Source organism: Breznakibacter xylanolyticus, from assembly GCF_003254275.1.
Classification (GTDB): domain Bacteria; phylum Bacteroidota; class Bacteroidia; order Bacteroidales; family Marinilabiliaceae; genus Breznakibacter; species Breznakibacter xylanolyticus.
In genome coordinates, this window is sequence record NZ_QKZK01000028.1 from 14,510 (window position 1) to 32,446 (window position 17,937).

Below are 17,937 nucleotides of genomic sequence, written 5' to 3' on the forward strand. Positions count from 1 at the left end.
CAAAATCCCGTAAATTGCGTCACCAAACGGACGGAATTATGAACTATCTGATTCGCGATTTATCGCAAAGCATCATCCGGAAACTACAACCCAACAAGGTTATCATCATTTTTGGAGCCCGCCGGGTGGGCAAAACAGTGCTGGTGAAAGAAATTCTCACCCAACTCAACGAGCCGGTTCTGTCCCTCAATGGCGAGGACATCAACGTACACGACAAACTGGCCATCCGTAGCATTGAAAACTACAAACAAATCATCGGCTCGTACCGGCTGCTTTACATTGATGAAGCCCAAAAGATTCCGGACATTGGACAAAAACTCAAACTGATGATTGATGAAATCGAAGGGCTGAAGATTATCGTTTCCGGCTCCTCGTCACTCGACATCCATAAAGAAGCCGGCGAACCGCTCACCGGGCGTAAGTACTCTTTTAACCTGTTTCCGCTTTGCGAAAATGAGTACAACCAGGTAGAGAACAGCATCTCCAAAACAGACAAACTGAGGGAACGACTTGTTTTTGGGAACTATCCCGAATTATTGCAACTTCCCGACAGAACCGACAAAATTGATTACCTGAATGAGATGGTCAGCTCCTATCTGCTCAAAGATATTTTGGTGTACGAAAGCATCAAGAACTCGCAAAAGATCTTCAACCTGTTGCGCCTGATTGCCTTTCAGATTGGCGAAGAAGTGTCGCTGCAAGAATTGGGAAATCAGCTGGGCATCAGCAAAAACACTGTAAAGAAGTACCTAGACCTCCTCACCAAGGTTTTCATTCTCCACAAAGTGGAAGGTTTTAGTCGAAACCTAAGGAAAGAAATCACGAAAAACGCAAGGTGGTACTTCATCGACAATGGCATCCGAAATGCGGTCATCGCCAACTTCAACCCCTTGGAAGCACGCAATGACATTGGGGCTTTATGGGAAAACTACATCATCGGCGAACGGCTTAAACATCAGGAGTACCGCCGCATCATTTCAAACAACTATTTCTGGAGAACCTACGAGCAACAAGAAGTCGACTGGGTGGAAGAGAGAGACGGAGCATTGTTTGGGTATGAGTTCAAATGGCAGGAAAACAAGGTCAAAATTCCGTCACAATGGAAAAGCGCCTATCCCGATGCCTCTTTCGAAGTCATCAACAAAGACAATTTTGGGGAATGGCTCAAATAACGCAATGACACATCTTCACTTAAACCTTCGAGGTTTTAAAAACCTCGAAGGTTTAGAAATAGATTACCGCTTCAACTCGTCCCTCAGGAACTGAGCCGTGTAACTTTCGGCATTGAGCGCCACCTCTTCGGGTGTGCCAACACAAAGCACCTGCCCGCCGTTACGCCCCCCATCCTTGCCAATATCGATGATGTGGTCGGCCACTTTAATGACGTCGAGGTTGTGCTCAATCACCACCACGGTATTGCCCTTGTCCACCAGTTTTTGCAGCACGTCCAACAGGGCGCGGATATCCTCAAAATGAAGGCCGGTGGTGGGTTCATCCAAGATGTAAATGGTTTTACCGGTGTCCTTTTTGGCCAGTTCGGTGGCCAGCTTCACGCGCTGACTCTCACCCCCCGACAGCGTGGTGGATGGCTGCCCCAGGGTGACATACCCCAGCCCCACATCCTGCAACACCTTTACTTTACCATATATAGAGGGGATGTTTTCAAAAAACACCACCGCTTTGTCGATGGTCATGTCCAGCACATCGCTGATAGACTTGCCCTTGAAGCGCACCTCCAGCGTTTCACGGTTGTAGCGTTTGCCATCGCAATCGGGGCATTTGACCATCACATCGGGCAAAAAGTTCATCTCGATGAGCTGATAGCCGCCCCCCTTGCAGGTTTCGCAGCGCCCCCCCGACACGTTAAACGAAAAGCGCCCGGGCTTGTAGGCACGTATCTTGGCCTCGGGCAGCTCGGTAAAGAGCTTACGTATCTCGTCAAAAATCTTGGTGTAAGTGGCAGGGTTCGATCGGGGTGTGCGTCCCAGCGGCGCCTGATCCACATCTACCACCTTATCGAGAAACTCGAGCCCCTCCACGGCATCGTAGGGCAAGGGGTCTTTCACCGAATGGTAAATGTGCTGATTGAGGATGGGATAAAGCGTTTCGTTGATGAGCGTCGACTTGCCGCTGCCCGACACCCCGGTAACGCAAATGAGTTTGTTGAGCGGAAAACTGACCGTGATGTTTTTAAGGTTGTTGCCGCGAGCCCCGCGAATCACCAACTCTTTGCCACTCCCCTGTCGACGCTGCGAGGGCACCTCAATGGCGACTTCGTTGCGCAGATATTTTGACGTGAGTGATTGTCCCTGCAAGAGCTGCATGGGCGTGCCGCAGCCCACCACCTCGCCCCCGTGAATGCCGGCACGCGGCCCCATGTCGATGACATAGTCGGCGGCCATCATCATGTCGCGGTCGTGCTCCACCACCAGCACCGAGTTGCCGGTGTCGCGCAGTTGCGACAGGGAATGAATGAGCTTGTGATTGTCCTTTTGATGAAGACCAATGCTGGGCTCGTCGAGGATGTAAAGCACATTCACCAGCTGTGAGCCAATTTGCGTGGCCAGGCGGATGCGCTGACTCTCCCCTCCGGACAAGGTCGCTGCACTGCGATTAAGTGCCAGGTAATCGAGCCCTACATCGAGCATAAAGCCCAGGCGGCTGCGTATTTCTTTGAGAATTTCGACGGCAATAGCACGTTGCTTGGGATTCATGCGATCTTCAACCCCCACAAACCACTCAGCCAGCACCGACAAATCCATCTCGGCCAATTCGGCAATGTTTTTATCGGCAATACGAAAATGCAACGCTTCGCGATTGAGGCGCTGACCTTTGCACTCGGGACATTTGCAGGTGCGGATAAACTGACCGGCCCATTTGCGCGCCTTCTCTGAGGTGTCGTTGTCCTGCTGCTCAACAATGTATTTCACCACGCCTTCAAAACTCATAAAGTAATTGGAATTGACTCCCAAGGGCGTGTTTTTGATGGTGAGCGGCTCGCTGGAGCCATGCAGAATCATCTCGATGGCCTCATCGGGAATCTCCTCGATGGGCGTTTTGAGCGTGAAGCCAAACTTTTCGGCAATGGCTTCGATTTGCCAAAAGATAAGCGAGTTTTTATGTTTGCCCAACGGCACAATGCCGCCATTGTAAATATTATCCTTGGTATCGGGGATGATTTTTGAGAAATCGACCTCATCGACCTCGCCAAGCCCTTTACACTTGGGACAAGCCCCTTGTGGCGAGTTGAACGAAAAGGAGTGGGGCGCCGGTTCGTTGTACGACAACCCGGTGGTGGGGCACATGAGCATGCGACTGTAGTAGCGCCCCTCGTTGGTCTCTTTGTCCACCACCATCATCACACCCTTGCCATGTTTCATGGCCAATTTAATGGAGTCACTCAGGCGTTTGGCATCATCGCGGGTCACCTCCATGCGGTCAATCACCAGCTCAATGAAGTGCGTTTTGTAACGATCCACCTTCATGCCGTACACCACCTCTTTGATTTGCCCATCGACCCGCACGTGCAGAAACCCTTTTTTACGCACCTGCTCAAACAGTTCTTTATAATGTCCCTTTCGTCCCTTCACCAATGGCGATAACAGGTACACCTTGCGATTTTCAAACTTGTCGAAAATCAAATTAAGGATTTGTTCGTCAGTGTATTTCACCATCAACTCGCCGGTCTCGAATGAGTATGCATCGCCGGCGCGGGCATACAGCAAACGCAAAAAGTCGTATATCTCGGTGATGGTGCCCACCGTTGATCGCGGGTTTTTGCCGGTGGTTTTTTGTTCGATGGAAATCACGGGGCTCAAACCCGTGATGCGATCCACATCGGGACGCTCCATGCCCCCGAGAAACTGACGCGCATAGGCCGAAAAGGTCTCCAGATAACGACGCTGCCCCTCAGCATAAATGGTGTCGAATGCCAGCGACGACTTGCCGCTACCACTCAACCCGGTAATGACCACCAACTGGTTGCGAGGAATGGTGATGTCAATGTTTTTTAAGTTGTGAACCCGAGCGCCAAAGACTTCAATGGAGTCGTCGTCGGGTTGCGCAGTGGTGGATGAAATGCCGTTTTCTTTCACGTTCGTGACTGTTGAATGGGCAAAGATAACATTCCGGCATGGGATAAAAAAAGGGGCCTAAGCCCCTTTCTATTTTTTTAATACTCATCTTCATTAAAGAAGAAATCATCCTTACTGGGATAATCCGGCCAGATGTCTTCGATACTTTCGTAAATCTCGCCTTCATCTTCAATTTCCTGAAGGTTTTCTATCACCTCCAAAGGAGCACCGCTCCGAATGGCGAAATCAATCAATTCATCTTTCGATGCGGGCCATGGTGCGTCTTCCAGCTTGGAAGCCAATTCTAATGTCCAGTACATAGTGGGATATTTAACGTTGGTTATTATTATTTATCAATAAGACTGATCATTGGCGAAGATAGTAAAAAAACAATTTAACGCTTCACCGGCACCCAAGGAATTTCATCAACCTGAAAATAATTTGTCAAATGACGTGACAGCACAAAGAAATAATCCGATAACCGATTCAGAAACACCAAAATCCATCCCTCCACGGGAAACTCATCATTGAGACGCATCACGCACCGTTCGGCACGCCGACAAACCGTACGAACAATATGCGCCGCCGCCACCGCCGGATGACCACCAGGCAAGACAAAATATTTCAAAGGCGGCAAGTCATTCTCCAGTCGATCCATCTCTTCTTCGAGACGCTGGGTCAGGGCATCATCACCAATCAATTGCTGCTTCATGTCGGAAGCGGCATCATCGGTCGCCAGCCAGGCTCCCACCACAAACAACTGATTTTGGATGTCGTAAATCATCTTTTTCACATCCTCGGGCACCGGATACGACCATATCATGCCAATGTATGCATTCAACTCATCAATGGTGCCGTAGGCCTCCAGCCGAATGTGCTGTTTGGGTACGCGCGTGCCGCCAATAAGGCTCGTTTGTCCTTTATCGCCGGTTTTGGTATAGACAAGACTTTTTTTCATTGCTTAAAATATTAAATGCCCCCTAAATCCCCCAACGGGGGCCTTAAAGAAGCATGCCACTATTTGATGTTATTCTTTGCCACTCTCTCGCTTTGCCACTTTGAAACTTTCTTCCTCTGCCACTCTCTTCCTCAAAACCTCACCACGAAATGTTGCTTGAGACATTCGCGGCGCAAAAACACCAAACCCACGTGAAAGGTATCGATAGACACCGTTACCCGGGGATGCTCGCAAATGGTTCGCCAGGCCGCCTCCATCCCTTCCGACCAATGAATGTCGTGAAAGGCCAGCACCGTGTTGTTGTGAGCATATTCGAGACACTGCTCAAAATATTGCAAAGTGGGTGCCTGCTGATGATTTCCATCAACAAACACAAAATCGACACGCCCCATTTCGCGCAACACCCCGGGCAGAGCGACATCAAAATCGCCCTGTCGCAACTCGACGCGTTTCAGCCCCAGCAACTCGAAGGTTTTTCGAGCGACATCTTGTGCTGCACCAGAATGGTCAATAGAATAAACGCATGCCTGTTTGTTGGGCATTGCCAAATAGAGCGTGCTGATCCCCAGCGATGTTCCCAATTCGAGAATGTTGGCGGGCGCAAATTCTCTCACCAAACGAAACAACAATTCTCCATGTTTTGTTCCAATGGCACTCCTCCGTGCTACCCGAGCTACAGTTGTCGTTCCCCCCACGGGAAGCGTCATCTCAGAACAATCACTTCGAAATCTCTGACGTACCTCATTAATAACATCAAAAGCGTAGTACCGATGAGTTTGGCAAAACAGATCGTGAACCAGTCGAAACACAAAAGGACTGTGAATGCCATGTCCTTTATAATGACGAGCCTTGAACAAATGAGCAACAAAACGTTTGGCAATAAAAAAATTCATAGATGCGAAAATTGGGCTTCACGAAGATAGCCGATTTTCGGCATCCCCCATTTCATAAGGCCTCAAAATAAAGAACACCACACCTAATCATCAATAACCAAACACAAACGCATCATTTTATTGAAAACTTTTTGTGATGATTTTTTCATATTAAACTTAAATCATTTATCTTGCGCCCTGTTTTTAACACTATTATTCAAACCCATAAATCTGTTAAACATGAAAAAGTTCATTGCTGCTTTTGCTATTGCTGTTGCTGCTGTTGCTTGTGCCGGAAACCAGGCTCCTAAAACTGAAGCTGTTGATTCTACTGCTGTTGCTCCTGTTGAAGAAGTTGCTGCTGTTGACACAACTGTTGCTGCTCCCGTTGATTCAACTGTTGCTGCTCAGTAATTATACGAATAGCACCAAAAAGCCTAACCGTTCCGAAAGGGACGGTTTTTTTTTGCCCAAATATTAACGTTATTTTTGCCCCACGAACCGACCAGACAGTTTTTCTCATCGCCATGTCCGAACTATCGGCACTACACATCATGTACTTGCAAGGGGTTGGCCCCAAAAAAGCCGATCTGTTGAAAACGGAGCTTAAGATGGTTTCGTTCGAAGACCTCATATACTACTTTCCCTACAAGTACATCGACCGCAGCCGCATTTACGCCATCCGCGAGCTGACCGGCAACATGCCCTACATACAGGTAAAAGCCAAAATCAGCACTCCGCAACCCGTGGGCGACGGACGCAGCAAACGATTGGTGGCCAAAGCCTCCGACGGCACCGGCATATTGGAATTGGTGTGGTTTAAAAGCAACAAATACATCAGCGATCAAATTGACCCGACAGCCGAATACATCATTTTTGGCAAACCGGGAGTGTTCAACGGCACCATCAACGTGGTGCACCCCGAGCTCGAACGCCTCAAAGCCGACACCCCACGCATCGAAATCGGCCTGATGCCCCACTACAACACCACCGAAAAAATGAAATCGGGCTTTCTGAATTCGAAAGCCATCCACAAACTGCAACACACCGTTTTTCAGGCCTTCAAGGGTAGGATACCCGAAACCCTGCCTGCCCACTTCATTCACAAACACCGGCTAATGCTGCTGGACGATGCCTTGCGCAACATCCACTTCCCAACCGACATGGTCACGCTCGAAAAGGCGCAATTTCGCCTCAAATTCGAAGAGCTCTTTTACATACAGCTCAACATCCTGAAGCTAAAAAACCAGCGCACCTTTTCTGTACAAGGACATCTCTTCCCGGTGGTGGGACATTTTTTCAATACTTTTTACAACGAAAAACTACCCTTTGAACTGACCAACGCCCAAAAACGTGTCATCAAAGAAATACGGCGCGACATGGGCAGCGGCCGACAAATGAACCGACTGCTACAGGGGGATGTGGGCAGTGGAAAAACGTTGGTGGCTCTCATGGTGATGCTCATTGCCTGCGACAACCTGTTTCAGGCCTGCTTGATGGCTCCTACCGAAATTTTGGCCACACAACACTATCAATCCATCACTCAACTCACGGCAGGAATGGGCATTAACGTCGCGTTACTTACCGGCTCCACCAAGAAACGCGACCGCGAAATATTATCTCAACAACTGTTATCGGGCGAGCTGCACATGCTCATCGGCACCCATGCCCTGATTGAGGAACACGTGCAATTTCAAAACCTGGGACTGGTCATCATCGACGAACAACACCGCTTTGGCGTGGCACAACGGGCACGACTCTGGAAGAAAAACATTCACCCCCCACACGTGCTGGTGATGACAGCAACACCCATTCCCCGCACACTGGCCATGACCATGTACGGCGACCTGGATGTATCGGTCATTGACGAGCTCCCCCCCGGCCGCAAACCCATTGAAACGGTACACTATTTTCATAACCGCCGAAACAACCTCAACCGATTTATCCGCGAGCAAATCAGCAAAGGACGGCAAGCCTACGTGGTGTTTCCTCTGATTGATGAATCAGAAAAAGTCGACTTCAAAAATCTCACCGAAGGTTACGACTACATGCAAAAGGCCTTCCCAGAATTTACCACCTGCATGGTACACGGTAAAATGCGCCCCGCCGAAAAGGATGCGGCCATGCAAGAGTTCATCAGCGGACGTGCCCACATCATGGTGGCCACCACGGTGATTGAAGTGGGCGTTAACGTCCCGAACGCTTCGGTGATGGTCATCGAAAGTGCCGAACGCTTTGGTCTGTCACAACTTCACCAGCTGCGCGGACGTGTGGGACGCGGTGCCGAACAGAGCTACTGCATCCTGATGACTTCTCCCAAACTGGGCGACGACACCCGCAAACGCATGGAAATCATGACCCGCACCAACGACGGTTTCGAAATTGCCGAAGCCGACCTCAAGCTACGCGGCCCTGGTGATTTGGAAGGCACTCAGCAATCGGGTCTCCCCTTTGAATTGAAAATCGCCAACCTGGGACGCGACCAACTCATTCTGCAACAAGCCAGACAGGCTGCCCGTGACATTCTCGACACCGACCCAATGCTTGAACATCCCGAAAATCACATCCTCACCAAGCAACTCACCAAATTGGCTCGCCAAAAGATGAACTGGAGCATGATTAGCTGACTAAACAAAAAACCAACCTTTCTGCCACGTTCACATGCACGTTTCTCTTGTGATTTGTCATTTTTAAATGGCAAAATTTGTTCAAAAAAGAGTGATTTTTCGTTCGAAAGTGTAAAAATAAACAACCATTACCACACTCAATGACTGCAAATTGAGTGAGAAAACGTCGGAATTATTTTTATTCATTCCAAAGAAAAATTAAAGACAAACGTTTGCACAATTCCACCTTTCATCTACTTTTGATTTATCCTTGTAGGGGAAATGACCCACTACAAGGTACTTTCAGCCCCTTTTCCAAATCATTGATTCACATCTGACATTATTGTAAATTGCCCGATCAACTTTCATAAAAAAAGAAAAACCCGAATCGGAAACATGGGGTATATGGAAACCAATACAATGGAACCAAACCAAACAATCGAACACGAAGGCATCGTGGTGTCCATCAACGATCGCAAAATTGTCGTGCGCATCATGGCCCAATCAGCCTGTAGTGGATGCCATGCCAAAGGTGCTTGTTCGGCGGCTGACATGCAGGACAAACTGATTGACATCGCACCCGACGGGCACGATTATCACACCGGACAACGGGTCGTCATTTCCGGACATCAGTCGCTGGGATTCAAAGCAGTGCTTTATGCTTATGTCATCCCATCCATCTTGGTCATCACCAGCCTGATTGTCGCCTACGCCACCACCAATAGCGACATGGCCTCGGCCATCATTTCGCTTGCGACCGTTTCTGTTTATTATGGTGTGGTGTACCTGCTCAAAGACAGACTTCAGAAAACCTTTTCGTTTAAAATAAAAAATCAATTCAGCTAACGATATGAGTGTTGTCATGATTACCATCGCAACCCTTGTGGTGCTTGGTGCAACAGCAGCCGTGATTCTTTATGCAGCTGCCCAAAAGTTTAAAGTTTACGAAGATCCCCGCATCGATCAGGTCGAAGCAGTATTGCCGGCTGCCAATTGCGGGGGATGTGGTTTTCCGGGTTGCCGTGCTTTTGCAGAGGCATTGGTCAAAGCCGATGACATCTCCACACTGTTGTGCCCGGTAGGCGGTGCGGCCGTGATGGCGCAGGCCGCGGGCATATTGGGTAAAGAAGCAGCCGCCACTGCTCCCATGGTGGCAGTGGTTCGATGCAACGGCAATTGCGATGTACGCCCTAAAACCAACAACTACGATGGTGCCTCATCATGCGCCATTGCCGCTTCGCTTTACGGTGGCGACACAGGTTGTTCCTTTGGCTGTTTGGGCTTAGGCGACTGCGTGGATGCCTGTCAATTCGACGCCATGTATATGGATGAAAAAACAGGGCTCCCGGTCATTATTGAAGATAAATGCGTGGCGTGTGGCGCCTGCGTGAAAGCCTGCCCCAAAATCATCATTCAACTGCGAAAGAAAGGCCCCAAAAGCCGTCGCATCTTTGTGTCGTGTGTTAACAAGGACAAGGGTGGAGTTGCTCGCAAAGCCTGTGAGGTAGCCTGCATTGGTTGTGGAAAATGCGAAAAAGTGTGCCCCCATGGCGCCATCACCATCACCAACAACCTGGCATACATCGACGACGAAAAATGCAAATTGTGCCGCAAATGCGTTGAGGTGTGCCCCACCAATGCCATTCACGAAATCAACTTCCCTCCCCGTAAAGAAAAAACGACAGAGGAGAAAACAGAAGAGGCTCCGGCCAATTAATGAATCAATGAGTTTTAAACCGAGGCTCATGCGCCTCGTGCAACCAATATTTTAACAGGAGGAACTATCGTGTTAAAGACTTTTTCAATAGGGGGCATACACCCGGCCGAAAACAAACTTTCGGCTCAGAACCCCATCGCAACGCTCGACCTTCCGGCACAAGCCATCGTGATGCTGGCGCAACACATTGGTGCACCGGCCGAACCGGTGGTACAAAAAGGCGACATCGTAAAAACCGGACAACTGATTGCTAAAGCGTCGGGCTTTGTGTCGGCCAACATCCACGCCCCGGTTTCCGGCACCATCGAGAAAATTGATGACGTGGCCGACGCCTCGGGCTACAAACGCAAAGCCATCTTTATCAAAACCGATGGCGACGAATGGCTCGAGACCATCGACCGTACACCCGATCTCAAAAAAGAGATCAGCCTGTCGCCGGCCGAAATCATTCAGCGCATTGCCGATGCCGGCATCGTAGGCATGGGGGGCGCAACGTTCCCCACACACATTAAACTGGCGCCCCCGCCGGGCAAAAAATGCGACATCCTCATCATCAATGGGGTTGAATGCGAGCCATACCTCACCGCCGACCATCGCGTGATGCTCGAAAAAGGAGATGAAATCATGGTGGGGATCGCCATCCTAATGAAAGCACTTTCGGTAAACAAAGCCATCATCGGCATCGAAAACAACAAGCCCGATGCCATTGCACACCTCAACAAAATGGCACAAGCCTATCAAGGCATCAGCATCATGCCCCTGAAAGTGCAATACCCGCAAGGGGGTGAGAAGCAACTCATCGATGCATGCATTGGCCGTCAGGTGCCATCTGGCAAACTGCCCATCGAGGTTGGAGCGGTGGTTCAAAACATCGGGACAGCACTGGCCATCTACGAAGCAGTACAAAAAAACAAACCCCTCATCGAACGGGTCATTACCGTTACCGGAAAATCGGTGTCCACCCCGGGCAACTACCTGGCGCGCATCGGCACCCCCATGCTTTCGCTCATTGAGGCGTCGGGCGGATTACCCGTTGATACGGGCAAAATCATCGGGGGCGGCCCCATGATGGGAAAAGCACTGACATCCATTGACATTCCGGTCACCAAAGGCAGCTCAGGACTCCTAATCATGCCCGACCGTGAAGCCACACGACAGCCCATGCAAAATTGCATCCGTTGCGCCAAATGCGTTTCGGCATGCCCTATGGGATTAGAACCATATTTATTAATGGTGCTATCGCAAAAAGGCATTTGGGATCGCGCCGAAGAAGAAAAAGTGATGGATTGCATCGAATGCGGCTCATGCAGCTTTACATGCCCATCGCAACGTCCACTGCTCGACCACATCCGTTTGGGCAAGAACAAGGTTGGACAAATCATGCGTTCGCGCACCAAGTAACTCACCTACAAAAAACAATGTATTTATGAATAAACTGACCGTTTCGCCCTCACCGCACGTTCACAGCGGTGACAGTGTGAAAAAGAACATGTACGGTGTGATCATTGCACTAATGCCGGCACTGCTGGCATCGCTTTGGTTCTTTGGGGTGGGTGCCCTGGTGGTAACGCTCACCTCGGTGGCCGCTTGCTTATTGTTTGAATTTTTGATTCAGAAGTATCTATTGAACCGCGCGCCCTCCATCCTTGACGGATCGGCCATCATCACCGGCCTTCTGTTGGCTTTCAACCTCCCCTCCAACTTGCCCATTGCGCTCATCATCATCGGAGCCGCCGTTTCAATTGGCATTGGCAAGATGGCATTTGGCGGCTTGGGCAATAATCCGTTCAACCCAGCATTGGTGGGACGGGTATTTCTGCTCATTTCATTTCCGGTACAAATGACCTCATGGCCACTCCCCATTGCATCACGCATGAGTTACGTGGATGCTCTCACAGGGGCAACTCCTTTGGCCGTATTGAAAGAGGGCGTTAAAAGTGGTCAAAGCATGGCCGAGTTAACGGAGAAAATCCCTTCTTCCATCAACTTGTTTCTGGGCAACATGGGAGGTTCCTTGGGCGAAGTAGCGGCCATTGCGCTAATCATCGGATTGGCATACATGCTCATTCGTCGCATCATCACCTGGCATATCCCGGTGAGCGTTATTGCAACGGTATTGATATTTACAGGCATCTTACACCTGGTGGATCCGCAACAGTATGTATCTCCCCTGTTTCATCTCTTGACAGGAGGCTTGTTACTGGGCGCCATCTTCATGGCCACCGACTACGTCACCTCCCCCATGTCGCACCCGGGAATGATCGTTTTTGGGGTCGGAATTGGGGTCATCACGGTGTTGATTCGAGTGTTTGGGGCGTATCCCGAAGGAGTTTCGTTCGCCATCCTCATCATGAACGCCTTCACCCCGCTCATCAATAAATACATCAAGCCCAAAGCATTCGGCGAAGTGGCAAAACCCGTTAAAGCATAACAAACCATGGCAAAAACAGAATCAACACTGGTGAATATGCTGCTCACCCTGCTGGTGATTGCAGTCATTTCGGGTGCTTCGCTGGGGTATGTGTATAAACTCACCAAAGCGCCTATCGAACAGGCCAAAGCAGCCAAACAACAAGCGGCCATCAAAGATGTGGTACCGGAATTCGACAACGACCCGTTGGCCGAGGCCAAAACCCTCCAGTCGGAAGACGGACTTGAACTAAAAATGTTTCCCGCAAAAAAAGCAGGAGAATTGGTGGGTGTTGCCGTTGAAACCCTCACAAACAATGGCTTCAGTGGTGAAATACGCATCATGGTAGGCATGCAACCCGACGGTACCATCATCAACTATCGCGTGCTCGACCACAAAGAAACCCCTGGGTTGGGCAGTAAAATGGAAGAATGGTTCCGCCCCCAGGCTCCCAAAGCCGATGCAACTGCTGACCAAGAAACGTCATTTGCCAAATGGCTCTACGGGATCAAGGCATCGGGCGGCGGCAATCGCAGTATCGTGGGCATGAACCCGGGAAAAAACAAAATGATTGTCAGCAAAGATGGCGGCGAGGTAGATGCCATCACGGCTGCAACCATCAGTTCGCGAGCATTTTTGGATGCCGTGGTCAGAGCCTATAAGACTTACGCCAAAGAAGCCAATCTTTCGACTGACGCTGTCAGCGGAGCTACCACAAAAGAAGGAGGAAAGAACTATGAATAACTGGAAAATATTTGCCAACGGATTACTGAAGGAGAACCCAACATTCACACTCTTACTAGGGATGTGTCCCACACTGGGGGTGACCTCGTCGGCCGGCAACGGATTGGGCATGGGACTGGCAACCACATTTGTGTTGGTGATGTCGAATATGGTCATTGCTCTGGTGAAGGATTTTATCCCCGACAAAGTACGAATTCCTGCATTTGTGGTCATCATTGCCACATTTGTGTCGGTGGTTGAAATGTCGATGCAGGCCTACCTCCCATCGCTGTTCGCCTCTCTGGGGCTTTTCATCCCACTCATCGTGGTCAACTGCATTGTACTGGGGCGGGCTGAAGCCTTTGCTTCAAAAAACAATCCCTTCCGCTCTATTCTCGATGGCTTGGGCATGGGACTGGGTTTCTCCATGGCACTCACCCTGCTGGGGTCGGTACGTGAATTTTTAGGGAGCGGGAAAATCTTCAGCCTGGCCATTTATCCCGAAGACTACGGCATGCTGGTATTTGTGCTGGCTCCGGGCGCCTTTCTGGCATTAGGATTTCTCATCGCCATCATCAACAAACTTAAAGCAGCTTAAGGAGGAACAACCATGACATACGCACTCATTGTTATCTCAGCCATTTTCGTCAACAACGTTGTTCTGGCTCAATTTTTGGGAATCTGCCCATTTCTGGGTGTATCCAAACGTATCTCCACGGCCATCGGCATGACCGGCGCCGTGACCTTTGTGATGATCATTGCCACCTTAATGACCTTCTTACTACAAAAACTAGTGCTTGAACCATTTGAAATCACCTATCTTCAAACCATCTCATTTATATTGGTGATTGCAGCATTGGTTCAGTTGGTCGAAATCATCTTAAAAAAAATCAGCCCTCCCCTGTATCAGGCTTTGGGCGTTTTCCTGCCATTGATTACCACCAACTGTGCCATCCTTGGTGTTGCCATCATGGTGATACAGAAAAACTATAATTTGGTCGAATCGGTTGTATTTGCCGGTGCCACCGCATTAGGATTTGGTTTGGCGCTGATCACATTCGCCGGGATTCGCGAACAACTCGACCTGGTGGATCTTCCCAAGGGAATGAGTGGAACCCCCATTGCCCTGGTGGTTTCAGGCCTGTTGGCATTGGCATTTATGGGTTTTGCCGGATTGGTATAATTTATTTGAATATCCTTAAAAATGCCTATTCTGCTCAGCATCTTGTTATTCTTACTCTGCGAAACAATAAAAAAACACAAATTTCACAGAGTTTTAGAATCACTTTTGATGATTAAAAACAAACAGGTGACCACAGGATATTCAATATAATTTATCGTAAAACAGATATAAAAAAGAGGATGAGCAAGCTATTTGTTCATCCTCTTTTTTTTCCGAACCATATCCGATTAGCTATGTCAAAAATTTTTTCATCACACCGGTGAGCGACTTAAAATCAAGAGGTTTTAACACATAGTCATCATAACCGTACTTCATAAATTCATTGATTTCACCTGCTGTGGCAAACGCGGTTTGCGCCACAACCGGAATGTGACACTCCTTCTTAATTAACCGGGTGGCATCGTTACCATTCATCACGGGCAGCTTCACATCCATCAACACCAAACCATATCGTAACGGATTAGCGACAACACGCTCAACAGCCAACTGACCATTGGCAACCCACTCGATGGTTATTTGTGTTGATTTCAGCAAAGCTTGAATCACTAAAAAATTAGACTCCTCATCTTCGGCAACCAAAACCACCTGATCATGCCAACACCCATCGGTTAGGTCTTTTTGTTCGCGAGAGGATTCGATCAATGCCTCATCCGGAGATTGCTCCAACGGAAGTTCAAAATAAAACACAGATCCAACGTCGCGCTCAGACTCAACCCATATTTTTCCACCCATCAATTCAACCAGGTTTTTACTGATAGACAATCCCAAACCGGTTCCTCGATGCACTTCACTCTGATTGAATTCAATTTTCCGGAATCGATCAAAAATGACATCAACATTCTCGGGATCAATTCCAACGCCGGTATCTTTCACAAAGAAAAGGACGTTTTGCGCCTGCTGATTGACCCGAAAACCCAATGTAATGCGACCACTTGACGTAAACTTTACTGCATTACCCATCAAATTCAGAAAAACCTGCCGAACACGCCGCGAATCTGCAACCATCGAAAATCCATGCCCCACCTGAGAATCGAAATCAATTAAAACGGCAACATTACTTCTGTCATGCGCATGCAAAAGAACTGTCAATTCACTTTGCAACTGTGTCAACAACTCAAAAATGGAGAAAGCTGTTCTATTGAGCTCAATTTGATTGGCTTCAATAAGCGAAACATCCAAAATGTCATTAATCAATTGCAACAAGGCCTCTCCATTGTTTTGAATGATACCGGCAACACCGGGCATTTCCTCTTTCGACACAGCGTCAGCAACCAACAGACTCGAGAAGCCGAGAATGGCATTGAGCGGAGTGCGTATTTCGTGACTCATATTGGCTAAGAATGCCGACTTCAGTGAATCGCTCTGCTCTGCTCTTTCTTTGGCTAATTCCAGATCATGGGTGCGCTGTTGCACTAATTGCTCTAAATTTTGGCGATGCAATTCCAACTCTTGATTTTGTGAAACAATCTGCTCGCTTTTTACTTTCAACTCTTCATTGGCTTCAAGCAAATCGGCAGTGCGGGATCGAACGGTCTCACGCAACAGTATTTCCCGACGTCGCGCCCCTCTCATACGCACATAAAACACCAACCCAATGGATCCGATCACCAACAGTATCATCGCGACACGACACCACCATTTCATCCACCAGGGCGCTGGCATAATCAAGGTCAAACTCATCCCCTGCTCGTTCCAAACACCGTCCACATTAGCTCCTTACACCTTAAACCGATACGTTCCCGGTGGAATATTGGTGTACGACACGTAATTGCGATTGCCACAATAGATCCAATCATTATCAATCCCTTCTAATTGATAAGCATATTGATTTTGAAGCGGTGCAATGTAATCCAACAAAGCAAACTCAAACGAAACATAGTTATCATGTCGGTCTAGCCGAACCGTTTGGTGTTGTGTGACATCCCGCAACCGAACTTCGTCAAAAACCTTAAACTTCACCAACACCATTGGTGCAACATAATGCACTCTCTGTACTTTTTCGGGATAAAAAAGATTAAACCCGTTTTGTCCTCCCAACAACATGGCGCCATCAGCTGTTTTGAGATATGCGCCACCCTCATACACCTTTCCTTGCAATCCATAATCCAGATTGTAACTTTCGGCCAAATCCATCTGTGGGTCATATTGAACAATGTCATCATGGGTTCCCATCCACAAATGCCCTCTGCGATCCTCCATAATATTATAAATGGTTTTACCCATCAAGGCATTTTGTGCTGATATGCGAACAAAACAATTTCGGGCTTCATCAAATCGGTTTAATCCTGTCGCCTTCATTCCTATCCAAACGTTCCCGCGAGTATCTTCATAAATGGATCGAATCATATCGCCTCCTAATGAACAGGAGTCATTTTTGGACGAGAAATATCGATGCAGAGAATCATTGGGCACATCAAACAACCATAAACCATTGGAACGAGTACCAATCCAAACTCGGTGAAGATAATCTTCTAACAAGCATTGCACAACCATCTCCCTATTCAAAACCTCCATCGATAACGGAGATTGCAACGAGATCTCGCGGCGCGTATCGGCATCAAATAAAAAAATCCCTTTTGAAGTTCCCACCCATAACCGTTGGCTTGAATCGAGCATCATCACATACACTACAACCTTGTTCTTCAAGAGCTCTACTTTGCCGGTATAAGGTTCGTACCATTCTATCTCATTATCAGTCCCGACAAAAAAACCTTTCCCTTTATATGGCAATAAATAATGAATGCGATGACTCATTTTTTGACCATCCATCATTCGGAGATAATGATAAGGCTTAAACGAACCTGTTTCACGATCCCAACGATTGATTCCCCCATCTTTAGTTCCAATCCAGATCACCCCATTTATATCCTGACACATCGACATCACAAACCCACTATTCAACCCTGGAAATGAGCCCTCTGCTTTCATATAATGCTCAAACTGATCCTGACGACGATCATAAAGATGCAATCCGGCAAACTTTGTGGCAAACCAAATCAAACCGCTTTGATCTTCATAGATATCCCGAATGGTATTACTCCCCAGTCCACTGGCATGAGGATACATTTCGGAGAGATACAAAAAATCACCATCGCGAAGCGACAACCGCCCAATCCCATCACTGGTGGAACCAATCCACAATACGTCCTGTTTGTCTAAATATAATGCATCGATGGTAGACATTTCTAAATAATGCCAAAACGGATGTGTTGATGAATATTTTTTAAGTTCATGCGCACCGGGCCTCAACCAATACAACCCATCACTGGTTCCCACCCAGAGTGTCCCATGCCAATCGGATTGAATCGACCAAATTTCAACATCCCGATCGGGAATCGGCTTTTCAACAGGGTATTGCACATAGTCAACCAATCGAACGCCCTCGTATGGGGATT

16 protein-coding genes are annotated in these 17,937 nt (G+C 48.4%); 10 read left to right on the forward strand and 6 right to left on the reverse strand.

What is annotated here, in order from left to right:
• The first annotated feature begins 38 nt into the window (after positions 1-38).
• Positions 39-1,172 carry an ATP-binding protein gene (locus LX69_RS13505; protein ID WP_111446583.1) on the forward strand — a complete coding sequence of 378 codons (1,134 nt, stop codon included), beginning with the start codon at positions 39-41 and terminating at the stop codon, positions 1,170-1,172.
• A gap of 63 nt (positions 1,173-1,235) precedes the next feature.
• On the opposite strand, the gene uvrA is transcribed toward LX69_RS13505, so the two are convergent.
• The 4 genes from uvrA to LX69_RS13525 all read right to left on the reverse strand — a co-directional run bounded on the left by uvrA (position 1,236) and on the right by LX69_RS13525 (position 5,924).
• The gene (gene uvrA / locus LX69_RS13510) at positions 1,236-4,094 is read right to left on the reverse strand and encodes an excinuclease ABC subunit UvrA (RefSeq protein ID WP_245935021.1); all 2,859 of its coding nucleotides are present in this window, start codon (positions 4,092-4,094) and stop codon (positions 1,236-1,238) included.
• A gap of 77 nt (positions 4,095-4,171) precedes the next feature.
• Positions 4,172-4,393: a DUF2795 domain-containing protein gene (locus LX69_RS13515; RefSeq protein ID WP_111446584.1), complete on the reverse strand. Its 222-nt coding sequence runs from the start codon at positions 4,391-4,393 to the stop codon at positions 4,172-4,174.
• Between the two features lie 74 nt (positions 4,394-4,467).
• Positions 4,468-5,031 carry a cob(I)yrinic acid a,c-diamide adenosyltransferase gene (locus tag LX69_RS13520; RefSeq protein ID WP_111446585.1) on the reverse strand — a complete coding sequence of 188 codons (564 nt, stop codon included), beginning with the start codon at positions 5,029-5,031 and terminating at the stop codon, positions 4,468-4,470.
• A 131-nt stretch (positions 5,032-5,162) separates the two neighbouring features.
• Complete coding sequence (locus LX69_RS13525) at positions 5,163-5,924, reverse strand: O-methyltransferase (RefSeq protein WP_111446586.1); 762 nt, start codon at positions 5,922-5,924, stop codon at positions 5,163-5,165.
• Positions 5,925-6,143: 219 nt separating this feature from the next.
• Between LX69_RS13525 and LX69_RS13530 the strand changes: the two genes are divergently transcribed.
• The 9 genes from LX69_RS13530 (at position 6,144) to LX69_RS13570 (ending at position 14,542) form a co-directional block, all read left to right on the forward strand.
• Positions 6,144-6,317: a hypothetical protein gene (locus LX69_RS13530; RefSeq protein WP_170124396.1), complete on the forward strand. Its 174-nt coding sequence runs from the start codon at positions 6,144-6,146 to the stop codon at positions 6,315-6,317.
• Between the two features lie 113 nt (positions 6,318-6,430).
• Entirely contained in the window at positions 6,431-8,530 is a 2,100-nt protein-coding gene (recG, locus tag LX69_RS13535; protein ID WP_111446588.1) for an ATP-dependent DNA helicase RecG, read from the forward strand.
• Positions 8,531-8,914: 384 nt separating this feature from the next.
• Positions 8,915-9,355, forward strand: a complete 441-nt coding sequence (locus LX69_RS13540) for a SoxR reducing system RseC family protein (RefSeq protein WP_170124397.1) — start codon at positions 8,915-8,917, stop codon at positions 9,353-9,355.
• Between the two features lie 4 nt (positions 9,356-9,359).
• Positions 9,360-10,226: a Fe-S cluster domain-containing protein gene (locus LX69_RS13545; protein WP_111446590.1), complete on the forward strand. Its 867-nt coding sequence runs from the start codon at positions 9,360-9,362 to the stop codon at positions 10,224-10,226.
• Between the two features lie 69 nt (positions 10,227-10,295).
• Entirely contained in the window at positions 10,296-11,627 is a 1,332-nt protein-coding gene (rsxC, locus tag LX69_RS13550; RefSeq protein ID WP_111446591.1) for an electron transport complex subunit RsxC, read from the forward strand.
• 25 nt (positions 11,628-11,652) lie between these two features.
• Complete coding sequence (locus LX69_RS13555; protein ID WP_111446592.1) at positions 11,653-12,657, forward strand: RnfABCDGE type electron transport complex subunit D; 1,005 nt, start codon at positions 11,653-11,655, stop codon at positions 12,655-12,657.
• A gap of 6 nt (positions 12,658-12,663) precedes the next feature.
• On the forward strand, positions 12,664-13,380 hold the full coding sequence (locus LX69_RS13560; RefSeq protein ID WP_111446593.1) for an RnfABCDGE type electron transport complex subunit G: 717 nt from the start codon (positions 12,664-12,666) through the stop codon (positions 13,378-13,380).
• Entirely contained in the window at positions 13,373-13,957 is a 585-nt protein-coding gene (gene rsxE / locus LX69_RS13565; RefSeq protein ID WP_111446594.1) for an electron transport complex subunit RsxE, read from the forward strand. Before LX69_RS13560 ends, rsxE begins: the two co-directional genes overlap by 8 nt.
• A 12-nt stretch (positions 13,958-13,969) precedes the next feature.
• Positions 13,970-14,542, forward strand: a complete 573-nt coding sequence (locus tag LX69_RS13570; protein ID WP_111446595.1) for an electron transport complex protein RnfA — start codon at positions 13,970-13,972, stop codon at positions 14,540-14,542.
• 231 nt (positions 14,543-14,773) lie between these two features.
• On the opposite strand, the gene LX69_RS13575 is transcribed toward LX69_RS13570, so the two are convergent.
• Both LX69_RS13575 and LX69_RS13580 read right to left on the reverse strand, forming a co-directional pair.
• The gene (locus tag LX69_RS13575; RefSeq protein ID WP_111446596.1) at positions 14,774-16,222 is read right to left on the reverse strand and encodes an ATP-binding protein; all 1,449 of its coding nucleotides are present in this window, start codon (positions 16,220-16,222) and stop codon (positions 14,774-14,776) included.
• Between the two features lie 36 nt (positions 16,223-16,258).
• Positions 16,259-17,725 carry a ligand-binding sensor domain-containing protein gene (locus tag LX69_RS13580; protein ID WP_146260747.1) on the reverse strand — a complete coding sequence of 489 codons (1,467 nt, stop codon included), beginning with the start codon at positions 17,723-17,725 and terminating at the stop codon, positions 16,259-16,261.
• Between the last annotated feature and the right edge of the window lie 212 nt (positions 17,726-17,937).

What these genes read in the sequence shown, in the direction of transcription:
- LX69_RS13505 (WP_111446583.1), top strand. Translation starts at nt 39, where the DNA reads ATGAACTATCTGATTCGCGATTTATCGCAAAGCATCATCCGGAAACTA.
- LX69_RS13515 (WP_111446584.1), bottom strand. Translation starts at nt 4,393, where the DNA reads ATGTACTGGACATTAGAATTGGCTTCCAAGCTGGAAGACGCACCATGG.
- LX69_RS13520 (WP_111446585.1), bottom strand. Translation starts at nt 5,031, where the DNA reads ATGAAAAAAAGTCTTGTCTATACCAAAACCGGCGATAAAGGACAAACG.
- LX69_RS13525 (WP_111446586.1), bottom strand. Translation starts at nt 5,924, where the DNA reads ATGAATTTTTTTATTGCCAAACGTTTTGTTGCTCATTTGTTCAAGGCT.
- LX69_RS13530 (WP_170124396.1), top strand. Translation starts at nt 6,144, where the DNA reads ATGAAAAAGTTCATTGCTGCTTTTGCTATTGCTGTTGCTGCTGTTGCT.
- recG (WP_111446588.1), top strand. Translation starts at nt 6,431, where the DNA reads ATGTCCGAACTATCGGCACTACACATCATGTACTTGCAAGGGGTTGGC.
- LX69_RS13540 (WP_170124397.1), top strand. Translation starts at nt 8,915, where the DNA reads ATGGAAACCAATACAATGGAACCAAACCAAACAATCGAACACGAAGGC.
- LX69_RS13545 (WP_111446590.1), top strand. Translation starts at nt 9,360, where the DNA reads ATGAGTGTTGTCATGATTACCATCGCAACCCTTGTGGTGCTTGGTGCA.
- LX69_RS13555 (WP_111446592.1), top strand. Translation starts at nt 11,653, where the DNA reads ATGAATAAACTGACCGTTTCGCCCTCACCGCACGTTCACAGCGGTGAC.
- LX69_RS13560 (WP_111446593.1), top strand. Translation starts at nt 12,664, where the DNA reads ATGGCAAAAACAGAATCAACACTGGTGAATATGCTGCTCACCCTGCTG.
- rsxE (WP_111446594.1), top strand. Translation starts at nt 13,373, where the DNA reads ATGAATAACTGGAAAATATTTGCCAACGGATTACTGAAGGAGAACCCA.
- LX69_RS13570 (WP_111446595.1), top strand. Translation starts at nt 13,970, where the DNA reads ATGACATACGCACTCATTGTTATCTCAGCCATTTTCGTCAACAACGTT.
- LX69_RS13575 (WP_111446596.1), bottom strand. Translation starts at nt 16,222, where the DNA reads ATGAGTTTGACCTTGATTATGCCAGCGCCCTGGTGGATGAAATGGTGG.
- LX69_RS13580 (WP_146260747.1), bottom strand. Translation starts at nt 17,725, where the DNA reads ATGTCTACCATCGATGCATTATATTTAGACAAACAGGACGTATTGTGG.